The following is a 21,887-nucleotide window of genomic DNA, read 5'->3' on the forward strand; positions in this document are numbered from 1 at the left end:
GATTACGGACAGATCGTCGAGATGAACACACCCGACGAGTTCTTCAGAAATCCGCAGCACGAGCGGACCAAGCTCTTCCTGTCACAGATCCTGCACTGAGCGGATCGTGCAAAACGAAAAGGCCCCGGCAATCTCCGGGGCCTTTTTTCTGCGCTGGCCGGTTCAGGCTTTCGTTCCCGGGCCCGTCGCGATCGGCAGGTCGTCCCGTGCACCCCACTCGGACCAGGAGCCGTCGTAGATGGCATCAGCGGGGCGCCCCAGGGTTTCGAAGGCAACCGAGAGAATGGCGGCCGAAACGCCTGAGCCGCAGCTCGCGATGATCGGGCGTTGCAGATCCAGGCCGGCGTTACGGACGGCCTGTTCGATGCTTGCGCTGTCCTTCAAGCGACCGTTGTCGACGATGTCGCTCCAGGGGAGGTTCGCGCTGCCCGGAATGTGTCCTGCCTTGAGACCTGGACGAGGCTCCGGCGCCTCTCCTCTGAAGCGATCCGCCGCGCGGGCATCGACGACCTGCGCCGAGCCGGACTGAATGGCGTCCTGCACTCTCGCGACATCCGCGACGGCCGAACCCGCGACGGAAGGCGTGAAGGTTTTTGGCGAGCGCGGCGCCTCCGGGCCCGTCTCGATCGCTCGTCCTTCCGCTATCCAGGCAGGGAAACCGCCATCGAGAATCGAAACATCACGGGCGCCGAAAACCTGGAACATCCAGCGGACCCGCGGGGCCGAGAAGAGACCCAGGCCGTCATAGACCACGATGGTCATGTCCTGGCTGATGCCCATGGCGCCGACAGCCTTGGCGAAGTCCTCCGGCGAAGGGAGCATGTGGGGCAGGGCAGAGCGCATGTCCTTGACCGTGTCGATGTCGAAGCGCACGGCTCCCGGAATATGGCCGGCGAGGTACTCGGACTGGGGATCGCGGTTCTGGTTCGGAAGGTACCACGAGGCGTCGACGACCACGAGATTCGGATCGTTCAGGTGCTCCTGCAGCCAGGAGGTCGAAACGAAAGGCTGGGACATGACAAAGCTCCTTGTCATACGAAATCAATCGACCAGGGACATGCGAACGCGGCGGTTCTGCTTGCCCTTCTTCTCGATGTCGGTGACCGCGACCGTACCGATCTCGCCGGTGCGGCGCACATGGGTGCCGCCGCAGGGCTGGAGGTCGATTCCTTCGATCTCGACCAGACGGACGCGGCCGGATCCACGCGGCGGCTTGACCGACATGGTCTTCACGAGTCCCGGATTGGCATCGAGTTCCTCATCCGTGATCCACCGCTCGGTGACCGGCGCGTCCCGAGCGATAAGGGCGTTCAGCTTTTCCGTGATCTCGGCCTTGTCGAGGCCGGCATCCGGGATGTCGAAGTCGAGCCGCCCGTCGCCGTCGCCGATCGCACCGCCCGTCACCGGATAGGGAAGAACCACGCTGAGCAGGTGCAGGGCCGTGTGGACGCGCATGCGCTTGAGGCGACGTGGCCAGTCGAGCTGCAGCTGGACGGTCTCACCCTCGGCAAACCGGGCGGCCGCATCCTGTCCGACGAGATGCACAACCTGCGACCGATCCGGGCCATAGACCGTGTTCGTGATCGGGAAACCGTCGCCGTTGGCGCTCACGATGGCGCCGACGTCTCCCGGCTGCCCGCCGCCTTGAGCATAGAACACCGTGCGATCGAGGATGACGCCACCCTCGGGTGTCGTCCCGAGGACCTGGGCCTCGCAGGAGGTGGCATAGGCGTCGTCGCGGTAGAGGAGCTCGGTCGCAGTCATGTTCGTCTCGGGTTTGACGGGCCGGATCGTCCCGTTCGAAAAAGCGACCGGGATGCTGACGTCAAGGAGCATGTCGGGTCAAGCTCCCTTGGCGAAGGTTACGAAGGCAGATCGGCCACACTGCGAAGGCTGCGAAACGCCTGCAAGGCTCTTTCGCGCGCCGGGCCGTGGGGGACGATCGGATCAGGGTAGGTCTCACCCCGCCTGACTCCGGCCGCATGCAGAACAGCGGGGGGCGCGTCCCAGGGCTTGTGGATGAAGCCCGAGGGCAGCTCGGCGATCTCAGGGACGAAAGAGCGGATGTAGTCGCCGCCCGGGTCGAATTTCTCGCCTTGGGCGACCGGGTTGAAAATCCGGTGAAAGGGCGCCGAATCGGGTCCCGATCCCGCAATCCATTGCCAGCTGAAGGCATTGTTGGCGGGGTCGGCGTCGACCAGGGTGTCCCAGAACCAGGCCTCGCCCCGGCGCCAGTCGGTCAGGAGGTGCTTCACCAAAAACGAGGCAGCGATCATGCGCACCCGGTTGTGCATCCAACCCGTCTGCCAGAGTTGGCGCATTCCGGCATCGACGATCGGATAGCCTGTCCGACCCTTCTGCCAAGCCCTGACGGCTTTCGCATCTTCGCTCCATGGAAAGCGGTCGAACCGGCTGCTGTGCGGCCGATCAGGCATGTGAGGGTAATAGTGAAGCATCTGGTGGCTGAAGTCGCGCCAGATGATTTCACTCAGATATTTCTCCGCATCACGTGCTAGGCTGGGCTCGCGGGCGGCTTCTGCCGTCACGCCATGCCAGATCTGCCTGGGGCTGATCTCACCGAAGCGCAGATGAGGGGAAAGACGCGACGTGCCCTGAACCGACGGGTGGTCCCGATTGTCCGCATAGCCTCTCAGGCTCTCCCGGCAGAAGCGCTCGAATCCTTCCTGACCGGCCCGTTCGCCCCGGCGCCACTCGGCACGCATGCCGTCGGCCCAGTCGGGGGATGAGGGTTCGAGGCCTAGTGCGCCGACAGGGATGGCGGCATCCAGGAGCGCTGACGGCCACGTTCCTCCGGGGATCCGCTTCGGAGGAGGCAGCGCAGCGGCAACGGGCCGGGCCATGACGGCCCTCAGATAGGGGGTGAAAACCTGAAACGGCTTTCCGGCCTGGTTGGCAATCGTCCAAGGTTCGTGCAGGAGCCGTCCGTTGAAGCTGTGGGCTCGGATGCCCAAATCGGTCAGGTGCTTCTTGATCGCCCTGTCGACGGCGATCTCGGCCGCGCTATAGCGCCGGTTCCAGAAGATCGCGGAGGCACCCGCTTCGATCGCGATTCTGCCGACAATCGAAAGCGCCGACCCTTTGAACACGAGAAGCCCGGATCCGGTCTGCTGGAGCGCATCATCAAGAGCTTCGAGAGAGCCGTGGAGCCACCATCGCGCCGCGCCGCCGAGTGGGCGCAGCCCGTCCGAGTCGTCATCCAGGACCGCGAAGCATAGAACCCGCGATCCCGTCGAGACGGCCGCAGCGAGGGCAGGGTGATCGGAAAGGCGATGATCGTCGCGAAACCAGACCAGGACGGGAGACTGTGAATCGGTGCTCATGGCAGCGGATCATAGCCAAGGTTCCATCCCGCGAAAGGCCGAGGCGAAACCGTGCGGATCGAGGTCGAATGCGGGGAGACGAGAAGGTTGGCTCCGGCGGTAGGATTCGAACCTACGACCAACGGATTAACAGTCCGCTGCGCTACCGCTGCGCCACGCCGGAATAAGCCATACCTTTCCAAGAAGCCTTATCGCTCAGCTTCTTGAGCGCCGCGGAGGTCCGTGGGACATGTCCGCCGGCGAGGTGGGAGGCATATAGCACGGGTTTCGACGGTTGCAAGCGCATTGTTGTCGAGCAAGCGTGAAAAGGGGCTGTTGCTCTTTGGGGGGATGGTTGCTATGGAGCACCCGTCGCGTTCGCGGCACGCCCCGGATGGCCTCGTGGCGGAGTGGTTACGCAGAGGACTGCAAATCCTTGCACCCCGGTTCGATTCCGGGCGAGGCCTCCAACGAATTCTGAAGGCACTATCCATGGTCGATTTCACCCAAGCGCGCCGCATGATGGTTGATGGCCAGCTGCGCACTTTCGACGTGAACGACATGCCTCTCCTCGATGCTATGGACAGCGTTCCGAGAGAGCTTTTCGTGCTCCCGGGCCGCGAGAGCCTTGCCTACATCGACCAGGACATCCTCGTGAGCAACGGCGGCGAGAGCCGCTACATGCTTTCTCCGATGATCCTGGGTCGCATGATCCAGGCTCTCGAGATCGACGCAGGCGACAATGTTCTCGATGTCGCCGGCGGCCGCGGCTACGCTTCTGCGGTCCTTCGCAGGCTGGGTGCTCGGGTGACCTTCCTTGAATCGGACGAAGCGCTTGCTACTTCCGCCAAGCAGTGCCTCGGCGCAGCCGGATGTGACGACGTTGCCGTCGCGGCCGGTGCGCTCGAACAGGGCTATGCCGCGAATGCTCCCTTCGACGCCATTCTCGTGAACGGCTCGGTCGAGGTTCGCCCGCAAGCGCTCCTCCAGCAGCTCGGCGAGGGTGGCCGTCTGGTGTGCGTCAAGGGGCGCGGGCGCGCCGCCCGGGCGACCCTCTTTGTCCGCACCGGAGACGCGATCGGTGAGCGGAGTCTCTTCGAAGCCGCCGCGCCCCTTCTGGCCCCGTTCGTTCAGCCGGCCGGTTTCACGTTCTAATTCCTTCCAGATCCTTAATTTCCCCTGTCCGGCAGTGTCGCTTTTTTGCGCCACTCCCAAGCTAAAATCGAGCCGGCCCCAACGCGTTGTTGCCGACTCCGTTCCCTTGGGTATTGTTGCGCTTTGAGTCGCAGTGGTTTCTGAAATCGGCGTCTCTTGCGGATATTCCGTTCGGGTCGCTAGGCAGGTGCGCGTGAAGAATAAGCATTCCAAGAAGACGTATCGCTGGCTCTGTGGGGTGATGACCTCGGTGTTCGTGCTGATGGGCCCGGCTGGGGTGTCAGCCGAGACCTTGGAAGGCGCTTTGTCCCGCGCTTACGGGAACAATCCGGACCTGAATGCTCAGCGTGCGAACGTCCGCGCGACGGATGAAACAGTGGCCCAGGCGAAATCCGGCTACCGACCGGTCATCAACGGAACGGCCGATGTCGGCCGCAGCTGGGCCTCGGTCGAGCAGCCCTCGTCCCGGTTTTCGCCCAATACGACGACCCAGAGCGCTCTCAACCCGCGTGGGTTCGGCGTCGAGGTTAACCAGACGATCTTCGATGGCTACCGGACCCAGAACCGGGTCCGTGCAGCGGAATCTTCGGTCCTCGGCTCCCGCGAAACCCTGAACAGCACCGAGCAGAGCACCCTGCTCGACGCCGCGACGGCCTATATGGACGTCCTGCGGGATACGGCCATTCTCGATCTGCAGCGCAACAACGTCGAAGTCATCGACGAGCAGCTGCGCCAGACCCAGGACCGCTTCAACGTCGGCGAAGTGACCCGAACCGACGTCGCCCAGGCCGAAGCCCGCCTGGCGGCCGCACGGTCCGAGGCCAGCCTGGCCGAGGCCACGCTGCGCAACAGCATTGCGGTCTACCGGCAGGTCGTGGGCGTCGAGCCCGCGCAGCTCGCGCCCGGGCGCCCCCTGGACCGGCTGACCCCGCGCACGGTCGATGCGGCTCTCAAGATCGGGCTGAACGAGCATCCTGCCATCAAGGCGCGCCAGCATGCGGTCGACGTGGCCGAACTGCAGGTCAAGATCGAGGAGGGCGCCCTTGCTCCACAGCTGGGCGTCGTCGGCGCGATCGACCAGCGCTACGACCGGCAGACGGGAGGCGATGCGTCTTTGTCGGGCTCCGTGGTCGCACGGCTCACCGTGCCGATCTATGAGGGCGGTCAGGTTTATGCCGCGACGCGTCAAGCCAAGGAAGTGGCCGGGCAGCGCCGGCTCGAGGCGGATTCGGTCCGCGATCAGGTCCGTGCCGCCGTCAGTTCCTCCTGGGGGCGGCTGGAAGCGGCCCGCGCCCAGATCGTCGCCGCGCAGGCTCAGATCGACGCTGCCGAGACGGCCCTGAGCGGCGTGCGCGAGGAGGCCCGCGTCGGCCAGCGCACGACCCTGGACGTGTTGAACGCGCAACAGGAACTGCTGAACGCCCGCGTCAACCTCATCACGGCCCAGCGCGACCGGGTGGTGGCCTCCTATAGCCTGGTCAACGCCATGGGACGCCTCAACTCACGGGCGCTCGGGCTCAAGGTCAATCATTACAGCCCGAAGATCCATTACGATCAGGTCAAGGATCTTTGGGTCGGCACAAGTACGCCCGACGGTCGTTGATAAGTTTCGGGGCCAGAACCAAAAAGTTCTGGCCCCGCTTGTTTTCTTTAAGGTTGCGTAAAATACTTCATTTGCATTCTTTCGAATGTGATTCTTGCGTATTTTGATTTGGATGCGGCAATGGGTTCTACGAGCCTGAAAGTTAACGAGCCATCGATGGAAGAAATTCTGGCTTCCATCCGGCGCATCATCTCCGACGATGAGGCGCTGCAATCCCCCGAGCCGGAGCAGCCGGCGTCCTCGCCGCTGAAGAACGTCCTCGACATTGCCGAGATGCATATGTCGCCGCTGATCGCGCCGGGCCCCAACGAGTCGGTGCTCGGCCCCTGGAGCCGCGGTGAGGCTATGCTGGACGAGCGGCCCACGGATGAGGGCTCAGAGCATTTCCACGATGGTCGCGAACCCAGGCAGCCCACCCTGGCCCTGGCCCAGATTGCGGCCTCGGAGGCTGCCACTCGGGCAGCCGCACCCATCACGCTGCCCCAGCCTGCAACCGCCGACCTTCTCCTCTCCAAGGAGGCCAGTGCCGCGGTTTCCGGTGCGTTCGACCGTCTCAGCGTTTCCGTGAAGCCAAGTCAGCCTCAGACCGTCGAGGATCTCATGAAGGAGATGCTGCGGCCCATGCTGAAGGCATGGCTCGATGACAATCTTCCTTCCATGGTCGAGCGCCTGGTGCGCGGCGAGATCGAGCGCGTAACCCGCTCCCGGAGTTAGAACCGAGCCCTGGCCTGAAAACCGGGGCAGTTTTCGGTGCGGCGGGTCCAGATTGCCGCGCCTCTGTTGACTTCGTCCCATCCGTCCGGTTTGTAGCCGTCTTGCTCGCGCGTTGTTCGCGCCCACAGGCCGGTACTCATCATGATGGACAAGACGTTCGATCCTACCTCCGTCGAAGCACGCATTTCCTCCCGTTGGGAGGAGGCTGGCGCTTTCAAGGCCGGCCGCGCGGATCGCCAGGACGCGGTACCCTACACGATCGTCATTCCGCCGCCCAACGTGACCGGCTCGCTCCACATGGGGCATGCCCTCAACAACACGATCCAGGATATCCTGTGCCGTTTCGAGCGCATGCGGGGCAAAGACGTGCTCTGGCAGCCCGGCATGGATCATGCGGGCATCGCCACGCAGATGGTCGTCGAGCGTCGACTGGCTGAGCGCCAGATCCAGCGTCGCGACCTCGGCCGTGACGAGTTCGTCAAGCGCGTCTGGGAGTGGAAGGAGGAATCCGGCGGCACTATCGTTCGCCAGCTCAAGCGCCTCGGCGCCTCCTGCGACTGGTCGCGCGAGCGCTTTACCATGGACGAGGGGCTGTCCCGCGCCGTGCTGAAGGTCTTCGTCGATCTCTATCGGCAGGGCTTGATCTACAAAGACAAGCGCCTCGTGAACTGGGATCCCAAGTTCCAGACCGCAATCTCGGACCTGGAGGTCCAGCAGGTCGAGGTGAAGGGTCATCTCTGGCACATCCGCTATGCCGTGGAGGGAATGCCGGATCGCTCCATCACGGTCGCCACCACGCGCCCGGAAACCATGCTCGGCGACGTGGCCGTTGCCGTTCATCCCGAGGACGAGCGCTACAAGGACCTCGTGGGCAAGTTCGCCGTCCTGCCGCTGGTCGGTCGGCGTATCCCGATCGTGGCTGACGAGTACTCCGACCCCGAGAAAGGCACCGGCGCGGTGAAGATCACGCCTGCGCACGATTTCAACGACTTCGAAGTGGGCAAGCGCCACAAGCTGCCGCTGATCAACATCTTCGGCACCGAGGCTCAGCTTGCCGTCGCCGGGAACGACGCTTTCCTGGAAGGCGTCGAGCGGACCGACGATCTGAACGCTGTGCTGGCTCTCGACGGTCTTGATCGCTTCGAGGCACGCAAGCGGATCGTCGCCATGCTGGAGGAGCGCGAGCTTCTGGTCCTGATCGAGCCGCATGCCCATACTGTGCCGCACGGCGACCGTTCCAATGTGGTGATCGAGCCCTACCTCACCGACCAGTGGTACGTGAACGTGAAACCTCTGGCCGACAGGGCGCTCGATGCCGTGCGCAAGGGCCAGACCAAGTTCGTGCCCGAAACCTGGGATAAGACCTATTTCCAGTGGCTCGAGAACATCGAGCCCTGGTGCGTTTCGCGTCAGCTCTGGTGGGGCCACCAGATTCCGGCCTGGTATGACGATCAGGGCAATGTCTACGTCACCATGAGCGAGGAGGAGGCGAAGGCCGAGGCACGCGCAAAGAACGGCCGCGATGTGCCGCTAAGGCGCGACGAGGACGTGCTCGACACCTGGTTCTCTTCGGCCCTGTGGCCGTTCTCGACCCTGGGCTGGCCAGACGATGCACCGGAGCTGAAGCGCTACTACCCGACGAATACCCTCGTCACCGGCTTCGACATCATTTTCTTCTGGGTCGCCCGGATGATGATGATGGGCCTGCACTTCATGGAAGAGGTTCCCTTCGACACGGTCTATATTCATGCCCTCGTCCGCGACGAGAAGGGTGCGAAAATGTCGAAGTCGAAAGGCAACGTCATCGATCCGCTGAATGTGGTGGAGCAGTACGGGGCCGATGCGCTGCGCATGACGCTCACGTCCATGGCCGCGCAGGGGCGCGACATCAAGCTGTCGGTTCAGCGGGTCGAGAACTACCGCAATTTCGCGACCAAGATCTGGAACGCGGCGCGTTTCGCCGAGATGAACGAGTGCAAACGCGTTACCGGCTTCGATCCGAAGTCCGTGAAGGAGACGCTCAACAAATGGGCGCTCAGCGAGTGCGCCAAAGCAATCAATGAGGTTGCCACGGGCATCCAGAGCTACAAGTTCAACGAAGCGGCAGGTGCGGCCTACCGCTTCGTCTGGAACGTATTCTGCGACTGGACGCTCGAACTGTCCAAACCCGTGCTCCAGGGCGCGGATTCGCCCGCCAAGGACGAGACGCGCGCCACGATCGCGTACATCCTGGACGAGATCTGCAAGCTTCTCCACCCCATCATGCCGTTCCTCACGGAGGAGCTGTGGGAGGTGAAAGGGCAGGAGGGGCCGAAGCGCGACACAATTCTGGCTTTGGCTCCCTGGTCGAACCTCGATCACCTGATCGATCCGCAGGCTGAAGCCGAGATCGGCTGGGTGGTGGACCTCGTGACGGAGATCCGCTCCGCCCGTTCGGAGACGAACGTGCCGGCCGGTGCGCAGATCCCCCTGGTCCTCGTGGCGTCGTCGGACGACGTGAGGGCTCGCGCCGGGCGCTGGGGCGACATCGTCAAGCGGCTTGCCCGGATCTCCGAGATCTCGTTCGCCGACGCGGCTCCGAAGAGCTCGATCCAACTCCTCATCCGCGGTGAGGCCGCGGCTCTGCCGCTGGAGGGCGTGATCGATCTCGATGCCGAGCGCGCGCGCCTCGCCAAGGAAATCCAGAAGCTCGACGTGGAGATCGGCAAGATCGATGCAAAGCTCGGGAATGCGGATTTCATCAAGCGCGCGCCGGAGGAGGTCGTCGAAGAACAGCGCGAGCGCCGCGACGAGGCTGTGATGCGCAAGGCCAAAATGGAAGAGGCACTGAGACGTCTCAAGGACGCTTGAGGCAGTCTCCTTTCCAAGTACCCGTCATCGCCGGCCCTGTTCCGGTGATCCCGATCGGTCAAGCGCCACGCCCACCGATCGGGATGGACGGGACGAGCCCGGCCATGAACCCAAGGCAGCTCACACCCCAAGAGAAGGCAAGGGAACCGCGATGAGCCGACGCGGAGCCATGGATTTCCTTCCGCCGCTTCTGCGCCTCACCCGGTCGCGAAATCCACCAAGAGCTTCACGTTGAGGGCCACGATGACAGCGGCGATGAAGCCCGCAATCGCGGTGAGCCACCGCGGCGTGACGAGGGCGCCCATCTTGGCCCGTGAGGCCGTCATCGTCACGAGCGGGATGACCGCGAACGGAAGCTGAAGGCTCAGGATCACCTGGCTCAGGATCAGCAGTTTCGCCGTGCCCCCCTCTCCGTATGCGATGGTAACGCCCGCCGCGGGGATGATGGCGATGCCGCGGGTGATCAGGCGGCGCATCCAGGGCGCCATCTTGAAGCTGATGAAACCCTCCATGACGATCTGTCCTGCCATGGTGGCGGTCACCGTCGAATTTAGGCCGCAGCAGAGCAGCGACAGACCGAAGAGCATCGGCGCGATCGCACTGCCGAGAATCGGCTTGAGCAGGGTATGGGCCTCGCCGAGTTCTGCGATCTCGGAGCGGCCGGTGTGATGGAAGGCAGCCGCGGCGAGGATGAGCAGAGACGCATTGATGGTCAGAGCGAACATCAGCGCGATGGTCGAGTCGAGGGTTGCGAAGCGCAGAGCCTCGCGTCGCTCGGACAGGGTGTCGCCGTAGGCGCGGGTCTGCACGATGCCTGAATGCAGGTAGAGGTTGTGCGGCATGACCGTGGCGCCCAGAATGCCGAGGGCGAGATAGAGCATGTCGGGATTGGTGACGATTTCCGTCGTTGGAGCAAATCCGGTGATGACGCCCGCCCAGTCCGGATCGGCCATGGCGATCTGGATCCCGAAGCAGATTGCGATCACGCCGAGCAGCGTGATGATGAAGGCCTCGACCCATCGGAAGCCGAGATTCTGCAGATACAGGATCAGGAATACGTCAAGCGCCGTGATGATGACGCCGATTTCGAGCGGGATTCCGAAAAGGAGATTGAGGCCGATCGCCGTGCCGATCACCTCCGCAAGATCCGTTGCACAGATGGCAAGCTCCGCCAGAACCCATAGGATCCAGGCGACCGGCCTCGGATAGGCGTCACGGCACGCCTGAGCGAGGTCACGGCCGGTCGCAACCGCCAGCCTGGCGCAAAGGGACTGCAGGATGATCGCCATGATGTTGGAGATCAGCGCCACCGACAGAAGGGCGTAGCCGTATTTCGAGCCGCCGGCGATCGAGGTCGCCCAGTTGCCTGGATCCATGTAGCCCACGGCCACCAGATAGCCTGGCCCCAGGAACGCGGCTGCGCGACGCCATACCGATCCCGGCCTCACGGCGATTGAACGGTTTACCTCCGGCAGGGAGGCAAGGTCCGACGATCGCCGCCATGCGGCCTTTTGCACGAGGGACACGGGAGCGGACTGATCCATGGCGTCTTTCTGCAGTTGCAAACCATTTGCAAGAAGAATCTAGCGTGTGTCCTCGGTTGCGGCAAGAGGAGAAATGCACAAAGTTGCATCAGGAGGTCTGTCATATCCCGAAGGGGACGCCTACCCGGTGGGCTCCGGTCGCGCTCATGCGTTTCGGGCGTGACAACGCCCGCGAGGTTTGCTCTAGGTCTTGCAAAACCAGACGGGTCAGCTGGAACAGGGATCGAAATGCTCGAAAGTGTCCTGATCGCCAATCGCGGCGAGATCGCGTGCCGCATCATTCGCACCGCCAAGCGCCTGGGGATGCGGACCATCGCGGTCTATTCGGAAGCCGATGCGGAATCGCTCTTCGTCCAGATGGCGGACGAGGCCCATCTGATCGGACCAGCCCCCGCGCGCGAGAGCTATCTCCGCATTGACAAAATCATTGACGTCGCCAAGCGCACCCGGGCCGCCTCCATCCATCCCGGATACGGATTCCTGTCCGAGAGGGCCGAATTTGCCGAGGCCTGTGCGGCGAACGGCATCGTGTTCGTCGGACCGCCAGCCTCCGCGATCAAGGCGATGGGGCTCAAGGACGCCGCCAAGGCGCTGGTCCAGCAGGCTGGCGTACCCGTCGTTCCGGGCTATCACGGCTCGAAGCAGGATCCGGATTTCCTGCGTCAGAAAGCATATGAGATCGGGTATCCGGTCCTGATCAAGGCGGTCGCCGGCGGCGGCGGCAAGGGGATGCGGCGTGTCGAGAAGGCGGCCGATTTCGACGCGGCGCTGGAGAGCGCCCAGCGTGAGGCACAGAATGCCTTCGGTGATCCACGGGTACTGGTGGAGAAGTACATCCTCTCGCCGCGCCACATCGAGATCCAGGTCTTTGCCGACGGGCATGGCAATGTGGTGCATCTTTTCGAGCGCGACTGCTCGCTCCAGCGCCGCCACCAGAAGGTGATCGAAGAGGCCCCGGCGCCCGGGATGACGTCGGAAATGCGCCAGGCCATGGGACAGGCAGCCGTCGAGGCCGCCCGGGCCGTCGGCTATGTAGGGGCCGGAACCGTGGAGTTCATCGCCGATGGTCGCGAGGGTCTGCGGCCCGACCGCTTTTATTTCATGGAGATGAACACCCGCCTTCAGGTGGAGCATCCGGTCACGGAAGCAATCACCGGGCTTGATCTCGTCGACCTGCAGTTTCGCGCCGCGTCGGGCGAGGTCCTGCCATTCTCGCAGGACGACCTCGCCATCGACGGCCATGCGGTCGAGGCGCGTCTGTATGCGGAGGATCCGGAAAAGGAATTCCTGCCCTCCACAGGAAAACTTTGGGCATTGGAGTTCCCGGACCGGGAGGGTGTCCGCATCGACACAGGGGTCGAGGCCGGTGCCGAGGTGACGCCGTACTACGATCCCATGATTGCGAAGGTCATCGCCCATGGAGCGAGCCGCCTCGAAGCCTTGGATAAGCTGGCGGAAGCGCTCGGACGAACGATCGTGGCGGGCCCGAAGACGAATGCGGCGTTCCTGAAGCGTCTCTGCGAGGCTGAGGGCTTCAGGGCAGGCCAATTCGACACCGGGTTCATCGACCGTAACCTCGACAGCCTCGGGGTCGGGCCGCAGCCCGTCGACGAAGTTGCCGTGTCGTTCGGTGCGTCGGCGCTGATCTCCCGGGAGATCGAACGGTTGCGCATGGCCGAGCTCCAGAAGAGCGACGAGCCGTCGTCGTCGTGGTCCATGCCGGATGGTTTTCAGCTTCTCGGACTTCGCAACGTCGGCGTGCCACTTCGGGTCGACGGGGAGCGCGTCGAAGCGCGCGAGGTGTTCAGCCAAGAGCATCGGGGTGCGAGCACCGTCGCATTCGGTGGGAGCGATCCCTGGGCGGTCGAGGAGATTGACCAGGAAGTGGACGCGCCGCACGGCGTCTACATCATCCGCAACGGACGCCAGACCCTGGTTCAGCCCTATGATCCCTTCGACGTCGATCTCGAGCACATGGATGAGGGTGGCACCGTCAAGGCGCCGATGCATGGCAAGCTCATCGCCGTCTTCGTGCAGCCTGGCGATCGGGTCGAGAAGGGACAGCGCCTCGCCATCGTGGAAGCGATGAAGATGGAGCATGTGCTGGTGGCGCCTTCGGATGCGGAGGTGGCGGAGATTGCCGCCGACCCGGGGGCACAGGTGGCCGAAGGGGCGCGCCTGATCGTGCTGAAGACGGAGGAATAGCCTGCGTCGCATCGTCGGATGACAAACCGACTGGTGCATGGTTGAAAAAGGACATGGCACTTCACCTGATCAAACTCTGCGTCGGTTGTGACTCGATTACGGATCTCGAAGAGTGGATCGAGGAAAACCGTGCGCTGCACCGGCGGCTCGGGCGCGAGTACGAGCAGACGCACACGACGCGGATGGTGCCCAAGCGGGTCGACGAACTGCTGGATGGCGGTTCCCTGTACTGGGTGATCAAAGGGCAGGTCGCGGCTCGTCAGCAGCTTCTGGATGTCCGACCTTTCACGGACGCGGACGGGATTGGCCGCTGCCGTCTTGTGCTGGACCAAGCGGTGATTGCCGTCGAACCGCGTCCCTTCAGACCGTTTCAGGGCTGGCGCTATCTTGTCACTACGGACGCCCCGCGTGACATCGACCTGAAAGCCGGCGACCTCGCCAGGATGCCGGAGGACATGCGGCGCGAACTCGTTGAACTCGGGCTTCTCTAACTTATGTGAATCTGTGGGGATGGTTTGATGAGGTTCCGCTCCGTCGCTGCTGTCATTCTGATCGCCACGGGCAGTCCTGCCCTTGCGAAAGAGTGCCGCATGCCCGATCCGGCGCCGGGCGTTCGCCCGGAGCTGCCTCCCAGCTGCAGGGCGCGGCTTGAAGGGCGGGAGGCGAGGGCCGAGCGGCCCGATTCCCTCAATGGAAACCAGGGGTTCGTCAATCTAGGAAACGGAACTCAGGTGCGGATCGGCGGTCGCGTTCGGACGGAAGTCATGGGCCGTCGTTAAACTTTTTTGCTGGGGATCTTCTTGGAACCGCGCTGGCTCGAACAGCATTGGCTCAGCAGTACAGTTGAGTGGAGGTTCCGATGCTGATGTGTGCATCCGAAGGCCGGCACTGGCGCTACGAAGTCTGCGAGCACGATGACGGCTACCTGGTCCAGATGCGCGACCTTGCCACCGGCGAGCTCGACGAGGAATTCTCCACCATCTTTCGCACCTTGCCCGTCGCTTTCGCCTATGCCGAGATGTCGGCCGCCTATGAGCGCTACGCGGCCTCGGAACTCGAGCAGGCGGAAGACGAGCAGATCGAGATCGATGTCGAAGCGACCGAGCGTCATTTCATCGATCTGAGCGATCGTTTGCACGATTCGGGCATCAACGGCATCGTGGTTCAGGCCTGGGAGCGGGAGAGCCAGCGCAGTCGGGCCGGCCTGCTGCACTGAATGTTGATTGGGATAAGGCCTGGCCGCGTTTGCAAGCCGGGCCGCTCCCTCTAGCATCGCTCCATCACGACTCACGCCGACGATGGAGTTCCTATGGCAGATCTTTCCTCATTTCCGATTGCGACCCGCTGGCCTGCCCAGCATTCCGACCGGATCCAGCTTTATTCCACACCGACGCCGAACGGGGTCAAGGTCTCGATCATGCTGGAGGAGACCGGCCTGCCGTACGAGCCTCACTTCATCAATATCGGGCAGAACGAAACCTGGACCCCCGAATTCCTGTCCCTGAACGCCAACGGCAAAATCCCTTCGATCATCGACCCCGACGGACCCGGTGGCCGGCCGCTTGCCCTGTTCGAGTCCGGTGCGATCCTCCTCTACCTGGCAGAGAAGACCGGCAAGTTCCTGCCGTCGGATCCGGCGAGGCGGTATGAAACGATCCAGTGGGTGTTCTTCCAGATGGCGGCTGTTGGGCCGATGTTCGGTCAGCTTGGCTTCTTCCATAAGTTCGCCGGCCGGGAGATCGAGGACAAGCGTCCGCTCGAACGGTATCGCAACGAATCGAAGCGCCTGCTCGGTGTCCTCGAAACGAGGCTCGAAGGGCGTGACTGGATCATGGGCGACGATTACACGATCGCCGATATCTCCCTGCTCGGCTGGGTCCGGAACCTGGTCGGGTTCTACGGCGCAGGGGAACTCGTGGAGTTTGACAGCCTGAAGCGCGTGCCATCCTGGCTCGAACGTGGCTTGGCTCGACCGGCCGTCCAGCGCGGCCTGGACATCCCCAAGCGGCCTGAATAGCCCTTCGCCGCAGGGCCCATTCCCTGAACGGCAATTTACATCTGTCCCATCCCGGCCCACATGTTGGGGTGGGGAAGAAAACGATGATGCTGCTTCTTGGAATATTGGCGGTCGCGCTTCTGTGGTGGCTCGCCAAGTCTTATACCCTGACCGACCCGAAGTCCTTGGCCAAGGGTCTCAAAGCCGTGGCCGGCATCGCGGCGCTCGGTGCCGCCGTGCTCCTGGGGGTCAAGGGACGCTTCGACATGGCGCTCCTCCTCGGCGGCTTCGCCGCCTGGGCTTTAGGCTGGAGCGCTCTGAATTTGCCAGGACCTTGGCGCAACTTCCAGCAGGCGCGGGGCCGTTTTTCACGAATTCGGTCAGCCATGATCGAGATGGAAATCGACCACGCCACCGGGGCCGTCGAGGGCACCATTCTGGTGGGAGCTTTTGCAGGGCGCCGGCTCTCGAGCCTCGACCCGGAGAGCCTCCGCCGTCTCTACGATGAATGCTCTGCCCACGATCCGCAGGGCGTGCCGCTCCTAGAGGCGTATTTTGATCGCCGGTTTGCCGGCTGGCGTGAAAACGCTCAGGGAGATCGTGACACGCGGACGCGCACCCAGGCGCATTCGGGCGTAATGACGAAAGAGGAAGCCTATCAGATCCTGGGCCTTCAGCCGGGTGCGAGCCTCGACGAGATCCGAAAAGCGCACCGGACGCTGATGAAGAAACTCCATCCCGACCAGGGAGGAACGGCGTACCTCGCGGCTCGCGTGAACGAGGCGAGAGAAGTGCTGAGCCGACATCGCTGATACTCCACGCGCGATCCGGTGTGTCTGGAAGCCACGACGGCGCAAAAACACGCGCCGTCGCAGTGTTCGCTAAAGTCGGTTAGCCACGTGCGGCGAAGCAGTTGACGCCGCCTTTCTTGAGCTGCTTGCAGGCGTTGGCAGCATCGTTCGACTCCGAGAACCCCGAGAACCGTGCCCGGTACAGGGTGCTCCCGTCGACCGTCACCTTCTCGGTGAAGGGGGAAGCCTTGCCCAGAACCTTGCCGAACCGGCTGCGGGCCGAGTCGAGCATGGCCTTGGCCTTGTCTTCATCGTCCGTCGCACCGAGCTGAACGACCCAGCCCGTCACGGCCTTCTTGGGCTCGGACGCCTCCGTCTTGGGAGCGTCAGCCTTGAGGGAGGCTGTCTTGGTCGCCGCGGGAATGTTCGCGGACGGGGCAGGCTCGGAGGCCTTTGCCTCGATCTTGGCCTGCAGGGCAGCCTTCTGGGAAGCCGGGATCGGCGCGGAGGTCTGAAGGGCTGCATAGGCCTGGGCATTCAGCGGCAGGGGTTCCTGACCCTTTTGCCACCGGACCGAGGAGGGCGTGGTGGTCGAGCTGGCGCCGGCAGCCGAGGCCACGACCGGCCGCAGGGTATTCAAGTCGAGCGGCTTGCGGTCGGGGCCGGCCTGAGGCGTCGAGGCCTGTGCAACAGGAGCCTGGGCGATGGCCGAGGCCACTTTGACGGGTGCCGCGATGGGTGCCGGGTCGACCGGGCGCGGAGCCGGAGCCTCTGCCACCATGGCCGGCTGATTCTCGACCACGGAAGGCGCGGTCCGGGTGCCCGCATAGGCCCGCGGCAGATGGCTCTCGATGAGACCCGCCATTCTCTGGTCGCGGGACGCGCCGGAGCGGCCACCGAGCACAACGGCCACGATGCTGCGGGTGTCGGTGTTGACCGAGGTCAGCAGATTGAAGCCGGACAGACGGGTGTAGCCGGTCTTGATCCCGTCCACGCCCTCGATCTTGCCGAGCAGCCTGTTATGGCCGCGGATGGTTCGCCTTCCATACTGGAAGGATTGGGTCTGGAAATAGGCGAAGTACCGTGGGAACCGGTCCTGAATCGCGCGGCCGAGGATCGACAGGTCACGGGCGGTCGTGATGTTCGGCGGCTCATGCGGCAGGCCGTGGGGATTGTAGAAGGCCGACGAGCTCATGCCGAGCTCCCGCGCCTTGCGGGTCATCATCTGCGCGAAAGCGTCCTCCGAACCTGCGATGTTCTCGGCCACCACAACGGAAACGTCGTTGGCCGAGAGGGTCACCATCGCCTTGATGGCATCGTCGACCTCGATGGTCGAGCCGGGGCGTAGGCCGAGCTTGGTCGGCGGCTGGCTGGCGGCATAGGCGGAGACGGTGAGGGGCGTGTCGGCGCGCATGCGCCCGCGCTCGAGCTGCTCGAACAGGAGGTAAAGGCTCATCACCTTCGTAAGGGATGCGGGAATGCGCGGTTCGTCGACATTCTCACCCTGGAGAATCTTGCCGGTCTTGGCGTCGACCACGATGGAGGCAGAGAGGGGGCTATAACCGCCGCCGGCCTGCTTGGCCTTGCGCCGTGCCGCATCCGCCGGAGAGGCGACCGCGACGGCAAATGACGCAACGATACCAACAAGAGCCCATGTCTTTCGGCGTCCCATCCAAACCGAATTCATGCTGCAACAATCCCTGTTTCGTTTGGTTCTAGGCCCTTGCGCCCGGTTCTCTCGGAGGAACCGTTGCCGGCGCAACACATACCCTGACGGTAAGAGATTGCGGTTACGGGCCCGTTAACGGAGGAAAGGAGAACAATCTGATTTTTGTGCATTGCACAATAAAACTTGACAGAATTTTGTGCGCTGCACATATTGACTTCGTTGGCTATCCACCCGCGCCAGCCGCCATTTAACGCCTTATTGCCGAGGTTCACAATGCTTCAGCCGTTTACCCACATTCAGAAATTCGGCCAGGACAACCTGGATGCCACCGTGAAGGCGCTTGGAGCCTTCTCAAGCAACAGCCAGGCCATCGCGGCCGAGACGGCGGACTTCGCTCGCAAGTCGTTCGAGCAGACCTCTTCCACGGTCGAAAAGCTCCTTGGCGTTCAGACCCTCGACAAGGCTGTCGAAATCCAAACCGCCTTCGTCAAAGGCGCCTATGACAGCCTCGTGAGCCAGACGGCCAAGATGAGCGCACTCTATTCGGCGCTCGCGGCGGAGACGATGAAGCCTTATGAGGGTCTCCTCTCCAAGGCGTCAGCCGCATAACGAGCCGATCCGAAGGTCTTCTGCCATGAAGCGCCCGGGCTTGTCCCGGGCGTTTTGCGTTGATCCTGCCATGCATTCAGGGCTTGGCCTGCCGCCCGGGCTGGTGGCGCGGGCATGGCCAAGATGTCGCTCTTTTCATCACGGCTGCGACCACCCATCTGGTTGATCTGGCAAACCGAATGGAGCGACTATACATTTGGCTGGATGCCGATGGCCCGGAACAGGACGGGCGAGAGGCCGAGGGCCAAAAACAGAAGAAGGGGCGGTCGTCCGAATATGCTGCGGTTAGCACAAGGTAGTTTGACCCTGTCGGAGACCCGTCCGGTATCCGCTGCCGGCGGGGCGCAGCCGCCTGGCGGCGATGACGGCGGTCGCTCGAACACGGCTATCATCACGAAAACCAAACCGCGCACGAAACGGCCGAACCTTTACCGCGTTCTTCTCTTGAACGACGATTACACCCCGATGGAGTTCGTGGTGCACGTGCTAGAACGGTTCTTCAACAAGAACCGCGAGGATGCGACCCGGATCATGTTGCACGTCCATCAGAACGGCGTCGGGGAGTGTGGAGTTTTTACGTACGAAGTTGCCGAGACGAAGGTGACCCAGGTGATGGATTTCGCCCGGAAACATCAGCACCCTCTGCAATGTGTCATGGAAAAGAATTAGCCGAGCCCCGTCTCACAAAGGACAAGCCGTTGCCGAGCTTTTCTCGCAGTCTTGAACAAGCCCTTCACCGCGCTCTCGCTCTCGCAGGAGAGCGCCGACATGAATACGCAACCCTCGAACACCTCCTCCTGGCCCTGATCGACGACCAGGATGCTGCGGCCGTCATGCGGGCCTGCAATGTCGATCTCGATGTTCTCCGGCGCAACCTGGTCGATTATGTCGACAGCGAACTGGCCAATCTGGTGGCCGACGGGCGTCAGGACTCTAAGCCGACCGCCGGTTTCCAGCGCGTGATCCAACGGGCCGTGATCCATGTCCAGTCGTCCGGCCGCGACGAGGTGACCGGCGCCAACGTGCTGGTCGCCATTTTCGCGGAGCGCGAGAGCCACGCCGCCTACTTCCTGCAGGAGCAGGACATGACCCGCTACGACGCGGTCAACTATATCAGCCACGGCATCGCCAAGCGCCCCGGCCTCACGGAGAGCCGATCTCCGCGCGGGTCCGAGGAGGAATCTTCGAGCGAGCGGCCGACGCAGGAGGAGGGTGACGCGCGCCAGAAGAAAAAGGGTGATGCTCTCGACGCTTACTGCGTCAATCTCAACAAGAAGGCGAAGGAAGGACGGATCGACCCGCTGATCGGCCGCGAATCCGAGGTCCAGCGGACCATCCAGGTCCTGTGCCGTCGCCAGAAGAACAATCCGCTCCTGGTGGGCGACCCCGGCGTGGGCAAGACCGCCATCGCGGAAGGCCTCGCGCGCAAGATCGTTCAGGGCGAGGTCCCGGAGGTTCTGAAGGGAGCCACCGTGTTCGCCCTCGACATGGGCACCCTCCTGGCCGGCACCCGCTATCGTGGCGATTTCGAAGAGCGCCTGAAGCAGGTCATGAAGGAGATCGAGGCTCATCCGAACGCCATCATGTTCATCGACGAGATTCATACGGTGATCGGCGCCGGCGCCACGTCCGGCGGCGCTATGGATGCCTCGAACCTCCTGAAGCCCGCGCTGGCTCAGGGCAGCCTCCGCTGCATCGGCTCGACCACCTACAAGGAGTACCGCCAGTATTTCGAGAAGGACCGGGCCCTTGTCCGCCGCTTCCAGAAGATCGACGTCAACGAGCCGTCCGTGCCCGATGCCATCGAGATCGTGAAAGGTCTGAAGCCCTATTTCGAGGATTTCCACAAGCTCAAGTACACCAACGACGCCGTGAAGGCGGCGGTGGAGCTGTCGGCCCGCTACATCAACGACCGCAAGCTGCCGGACAAGGCGATCGATGTGATCGACGAGACCGGCGCGTCCCAGATGCTCCTGCCCGAAGGTCGCCGCAAGAAGACCATCGGCATCAAGGAAATCGAGGCCACCATCGCCACCATGGCGCGGATTCCACCCAAGACCGTATCGAAGGACGACGCCGAGGTGCTCGCTCACCTGCAGGATACCCTGAAGCGGGTCGTCTACGGTCAGGACAAGGCCATCGAGGCTCTCTCCTCGGCAATCAAGCTGGCTCGGGCCGGTCTCCGCGACGCGGAGAAGCCCATCGGCTCGTACCTGTTCGCCGGACCCACGGGCGTCGGCAAGACCGAAGTCGCCAAGCAGCTGGCTGCTTCCCTCGGGGTCGAACTCCTGCGCTTCGACATGTCGGAGTACATGGAGCGCCACACTGTCAGCCGCCTCATCGGGGCGCCTCCGGGCTATGTGGGTTTCGACCAGGGTGGTCTGCTGACCGACGGCGTCGACCAGCACCCGCATTGCGTGCTCCTGCTCGACGAGATCGAGAAGGCGCACCCGGATCTGTTCAACATCCTGCTCCAGGTCATGGATCACGGAAAGCTGACGGATCACAACGGCAAGCAGGTCGATTTCCGTAACGTGATCATCATCATGACCACGAACGCAGGCGCCGCCGACATGGCCCGGCCGGCCTATGGCTTCACCCGCACCAAGCGTGAGGGTGACGATACGGAAGCGATCAACAAGCTGTTCACGCCCGAGTTCCGCAACCGCCTCGATGCCGTCATTTCTTTCGCCCACCTGCCGAAGGAAGTGGTCCAGAAGGTGGTCGAGAAGTTCGTCATGCAGCTCGATGCCCAGCTCGCCGATCGAAATGTCTCGATCGAGCTCACCGACGAGGCCCGCGATTGGCTGGTCGAGCATGGCTACGATGAGGCCATGGGTGCTCGTCCGATGGGACGCTTGATCCAGTCGACGATCAAGACACCGCTCGCGGACGAGGTTCTGTTCGGACGCCTCAAGAACGGCGGAGCCGTTCGCGTGGTGGTCAAGACGGACGAAATCGGCCTCCAGAACCTCGGCTTCGAGTATGTCGAGGGTCCGGTGAAGCCGAAGCCCGAGAAGGATGTGACCAACGCGGCCAAGAAGAAGCCCAAGGCCAAGTCGGCTTCTTCTAAGACGAAAAAGGCCGTGAAACCGAAGGGATCCGATGGTAATGGAGGCGGAGGCGTCCGCACTGTTCCGAAAGTTCCGTTGGTTAGAGCATGACGAGTGAGATTCACGAGGGACCGCTTGAGGCGTCCCGAACCTTCGACGCTCCGGCGAAGCTGTCCTGGCGCGAGAAGCGCTACCAGCGTCGGCGCCGGCGCGTCTGGTTCGAGGAAGTCCTGGGTTGGGTCCTCGTGCCTGTGATCCTGCTCGGCTGCTATTGGCTGCTGAACCTTGGCCTGAACGCGGTCGGCACATCGCCGGCTGCGATCATGGAAGGGATCGACGCAATCATCTCCAGTTTGTGAGACCGGTCATTTGGGACTT

Annotated in this window: 18 protein-coding genes, 2 tRNA genes and 1 pseudogene; 15 read left to right on the top strand and 6 right to left on the bottom strand. The window is 63.2% G+C overall.

Annotated elements, in window-relative coordinates:
- A pseudogene (locus tag KBI52_RS29440) lies at positions 1-99 on the top strand (amino acid ABC transporter ATP-binding protein); the annotation flags it as partial.
- 63 nt (positions 100-162) lie between these two features.
- Here KBI52_RS29440 and sseA read toward each other — a convergent pair.
- The 4 genes from sseA to KBI52_RS29460 form a co-directional block, all read right to left on the bottom strand.
- Positions 163-1,017 carry a 3-mercaptopyruvate sulfurtransferase gene (sseA, locus tag KBI52_RS29445; protein WP_210812563.1) on the bottom strand — a complete coding sequence of 285 codons (855 nt, stop codon included), beginning with the start codon at positions 1,015-1,017 and terminating at the stop codon, positions 163-165.
- Between the two features lie 24 nt (positions 1,018-1,041).
- Positions 1,042-1,764 carry an alanyl-tRNA editing protein gene (locus tag KBI52_RS29450; protein ID WP_210812638.1) on the bottom strand — a complete coding sequence of 241 codons (723 nt, stop codon included), beginning with the start codon at positions 1,762-1,764 and terminating at the stop codon, positions 1,042-1,044.
- Positions 1,765-1,862: 98 nt separating this feature from the next.
- Entirely contained in the window at positions 1,863-3,341 is a 1,479-nt protein-coding gene (locus tag KBI52_RS29455; RefSeq protein ID WP_210812564.1) for a deoxyribodipyrimidine photo-lyase, read from the bottom strand.
- Between the two features lie 88 nt (positions 3,342-3,429).
- A tRNA-Asn gene (locus KBI52_RS29460) sits at positions 3,430-3,504 on the bottom strand.
- A gap of 212 nt (positions 3,505-3,716) precedes the next feature.
- Between KBI52_RS29460 and KBI52_RS29465 the strand changes: the two genes are divergently transcribed.
- The 5 genes from KBI52_RS29465 to KBI52_RS29485 all read left to right on the top strand — a co-directional run bounded on the left by KBI52_RS29465 (position 3,717) and on the right by KBI52_RS29485 (position 9,642).
- Positions 3,717-3,790 (top strand) — tRNA-Cys (locus KBI52_RS29465).
- A 22-nt stretch (positions 3,791-3,812) separates the two neighbouring features.
- Positions 3,813-4,475 (top strand): protein-L-isoaspartate O-methyltransferase, encoded by a 663-nt coding sequence (locus KBI52_RS29470; RefSeq protein WP_210812565.1) that lies wholly within the window; start codon positions 3,813-3,815, stop codon positions 4,473-4,475.
- A gap of 133 nt (positions 4,476-4,608) precedes the next feature.
- Complete coding sequence (locus KBI52_RS29475) at positions 4,609-6,078, top strand: TolC family outer membrane protein (protein WP_210812566.1); 1,470 nt, start codon at positions 4,609-4,611, stop codon at positions 6,076-6,078.
- Between the two features lie 156 nt (positions 6,079-6,234).
- Complete coding sequence (locus tag KBI52_RS29480; protein WP_210812567.1) at positions 6,235-6,792, top strand: DUF2497 domain-containing protein; 558 nt, start codon at positions 6,235-6,237, stop codon at positions 6,790-6,792.
- Between the two features lie 141 nt (positions 6,793-6,933).
- On the top strand, positions 6,934-9,642 hold the full coding sequence (locus tag KBI52_RS29485) for a valine--tRNA ligase (RefSeq protein WP_210812568.1): 2,709 nt from the start codon (positions 6,934-6,936) through the stop codon (positions 9,640-9,642).
- Positions 9,643-9,839: 197 nt separating this feature from the next.
- Here the strand turns inward: KBI52_RS29485 and KBI52_RS29490 are convergent, their stop codons facing one another.
- Positions 9,840-11,186: an Nramp family divalent metal transporter gene (locus KBI52_RS29490; protein ID WP_173950360.1), complete on the bottom strand. Its 1,347-nt coding sequence runs from the start codon at positions 11,184-11,186 to the stop codon at positions 9,840-9,842.
- Positions 11,187-11,414: 228 nt separating this feature from the next.
- Between KBI52_RS29490 and KBI52_RS29495 the strand changes: the two genes are divergently transcribed.
- From KBI52_RS29495 to KBI52_RS29515, 5 genes are all read left to right on the top strand, one after another.
- Positions 11,415-13,391: an acetyl/propionyl/methylcrotonyl-CoA carboxylase subunit alpha gene (locus KBI52_RS29495; RefSeq protein WP_173950361.1), complete on the top strand. Its 1,977-nt coding sequence runs from the start codon at positions 11,415-11,417 to the stop codon at positions 13,389-13,391.
- A 53-nt stretch (positions 13,392-13,444) separates the two neighbouring features.
- On the top strand, positions 13,445-13,882 hold the full coding sequence (locus KBI52_RS29500; protein WP_210812569.1) for a DUF1489 family protein: 438 nt from the start codon (positions 13,445-13,447) through the stop codon (positions 13,880-13,882).
- 368 nt (positions 13,883-14,250) lie between these two features.
- A complete protein-coding gene (locus KBI52_RS29505; RefSeq protein WP_173950363.1) occupies positions 14,251-14,607 on the top strand; it encodes a hypothetical protein in 357 nt (118 codons plus the stop codon).
- Positions 14,608-14,700: 93 nt separating this feature from the next.
- Complete coding sequence (locus KBI52_RS29510) at positions 14,701-15,408, top strand: glutathione S-transferase N-terminal domain-containing protein (protein ID WP_210812570.1); 708 nt, start codon at positions 14,701-14,703, stop codon at positions 15,406-15,408.
- 83 nt (positions 15,409-15,491) lie between these two features.
- Positions 15,492-16,199, top strand: coding sequence for a DnaJ domain-containing protein (locus KBI52_RS29515; protein WP_173950365.1), 708 nt, complete (start codon positions 15,492-15,494; stop codon positions 16,197-16,199).
- A gap of 79 nt (positions 16,200-16,278) precedes the next feature.
- Here the strand turns inward: KBI52_RS29515 and KBI52_RS29520 are convergent, their stop codons facing one another.
- Positions 16,279-17,865 (bottom strand): SPOR domain-containing protein, encoded by a 1,587-nt coding sequence (locus tag KBI52_RS29520; protein WP_173950366.1) that lies wholly within the window; start codon positions 17,863-17,865, stop codon positions 16,279-16,281.
- 255 nt (positions 17,866-18,120) lie between these two features.
- On the opposite strand from KBI52_RS29520, the gene KBI52_RS29525 reads away from it, so the two are divergent.
- The 4 genes from KBI52_RS29525 to KBI52_RS29540 all read left to right on the top strand — a co-directional run bounded on the left by KBI52_RS29525 (position 18,121) and on the right by KBI52_RS29540 (position 21,868).
- On the top strand, positions 18,121-18,456 hold the full coding sequence (locus tag KBI52_RS29525; RefSeq protein ID WP_173950367.1) for a phasin family protein: 336 nt from the start codon (positions 18,121-18,123) through the stop codon (positions 18,454-18,456).
- 276 nt (positions 18,457-18,732) lie between these two features.
- Positions 18,733-19,125: an ATP-dependent Clp protease adapter ClpS gene (gene clpS / locus KBI52_RS29530; RefSeq protein ID WP_247654722.1), complete on the top strand. Its 393-nt coding sequence runs from the start codon at positions 18,733-18,735 to the stop codon at positions 19,123-19,125.
- 29 nt (positions 19,126-19,154) lie between these two features.
- Positions 19,155-21,620, top strand: coding sequence for an ATP-dependent Clp protease ATP-binding subunit ClpA (gene clpA, locus KBI52_RS29535; protein WP_173950368.1), 2,466 nt, complete (start codon positions 19,155-19,157; stop codon positions 21,618-21,620).
- Positions 21,617-21,868: a hypothetical protein gene (locus tag KBI52_RS29540; protein ID WP_173950369.1), complete on the top strand. Its 252-nt coding sequence runs from the start codon at positions 21,617-21,619 to the stop codon at positions 21,866-21,868. Before clpA ends, KBI52_RS29540 begins: the two co-directional genes overlap by 4 nt.
- Positions 21,869-21,887 lie beyond the last annotated feature (19 nt).

This window comes from Microvirga sp. HBU67558 (assembly GCF_018069605.1).
In the GTDB taxonomy this organism is placed as follows: domain Bacteria; phylum Pseudomonadota; class Alphaproteobacteria; order Rhizobiales; family Beijerinckiaceae; genus Microvirga; species Microvirga terrae.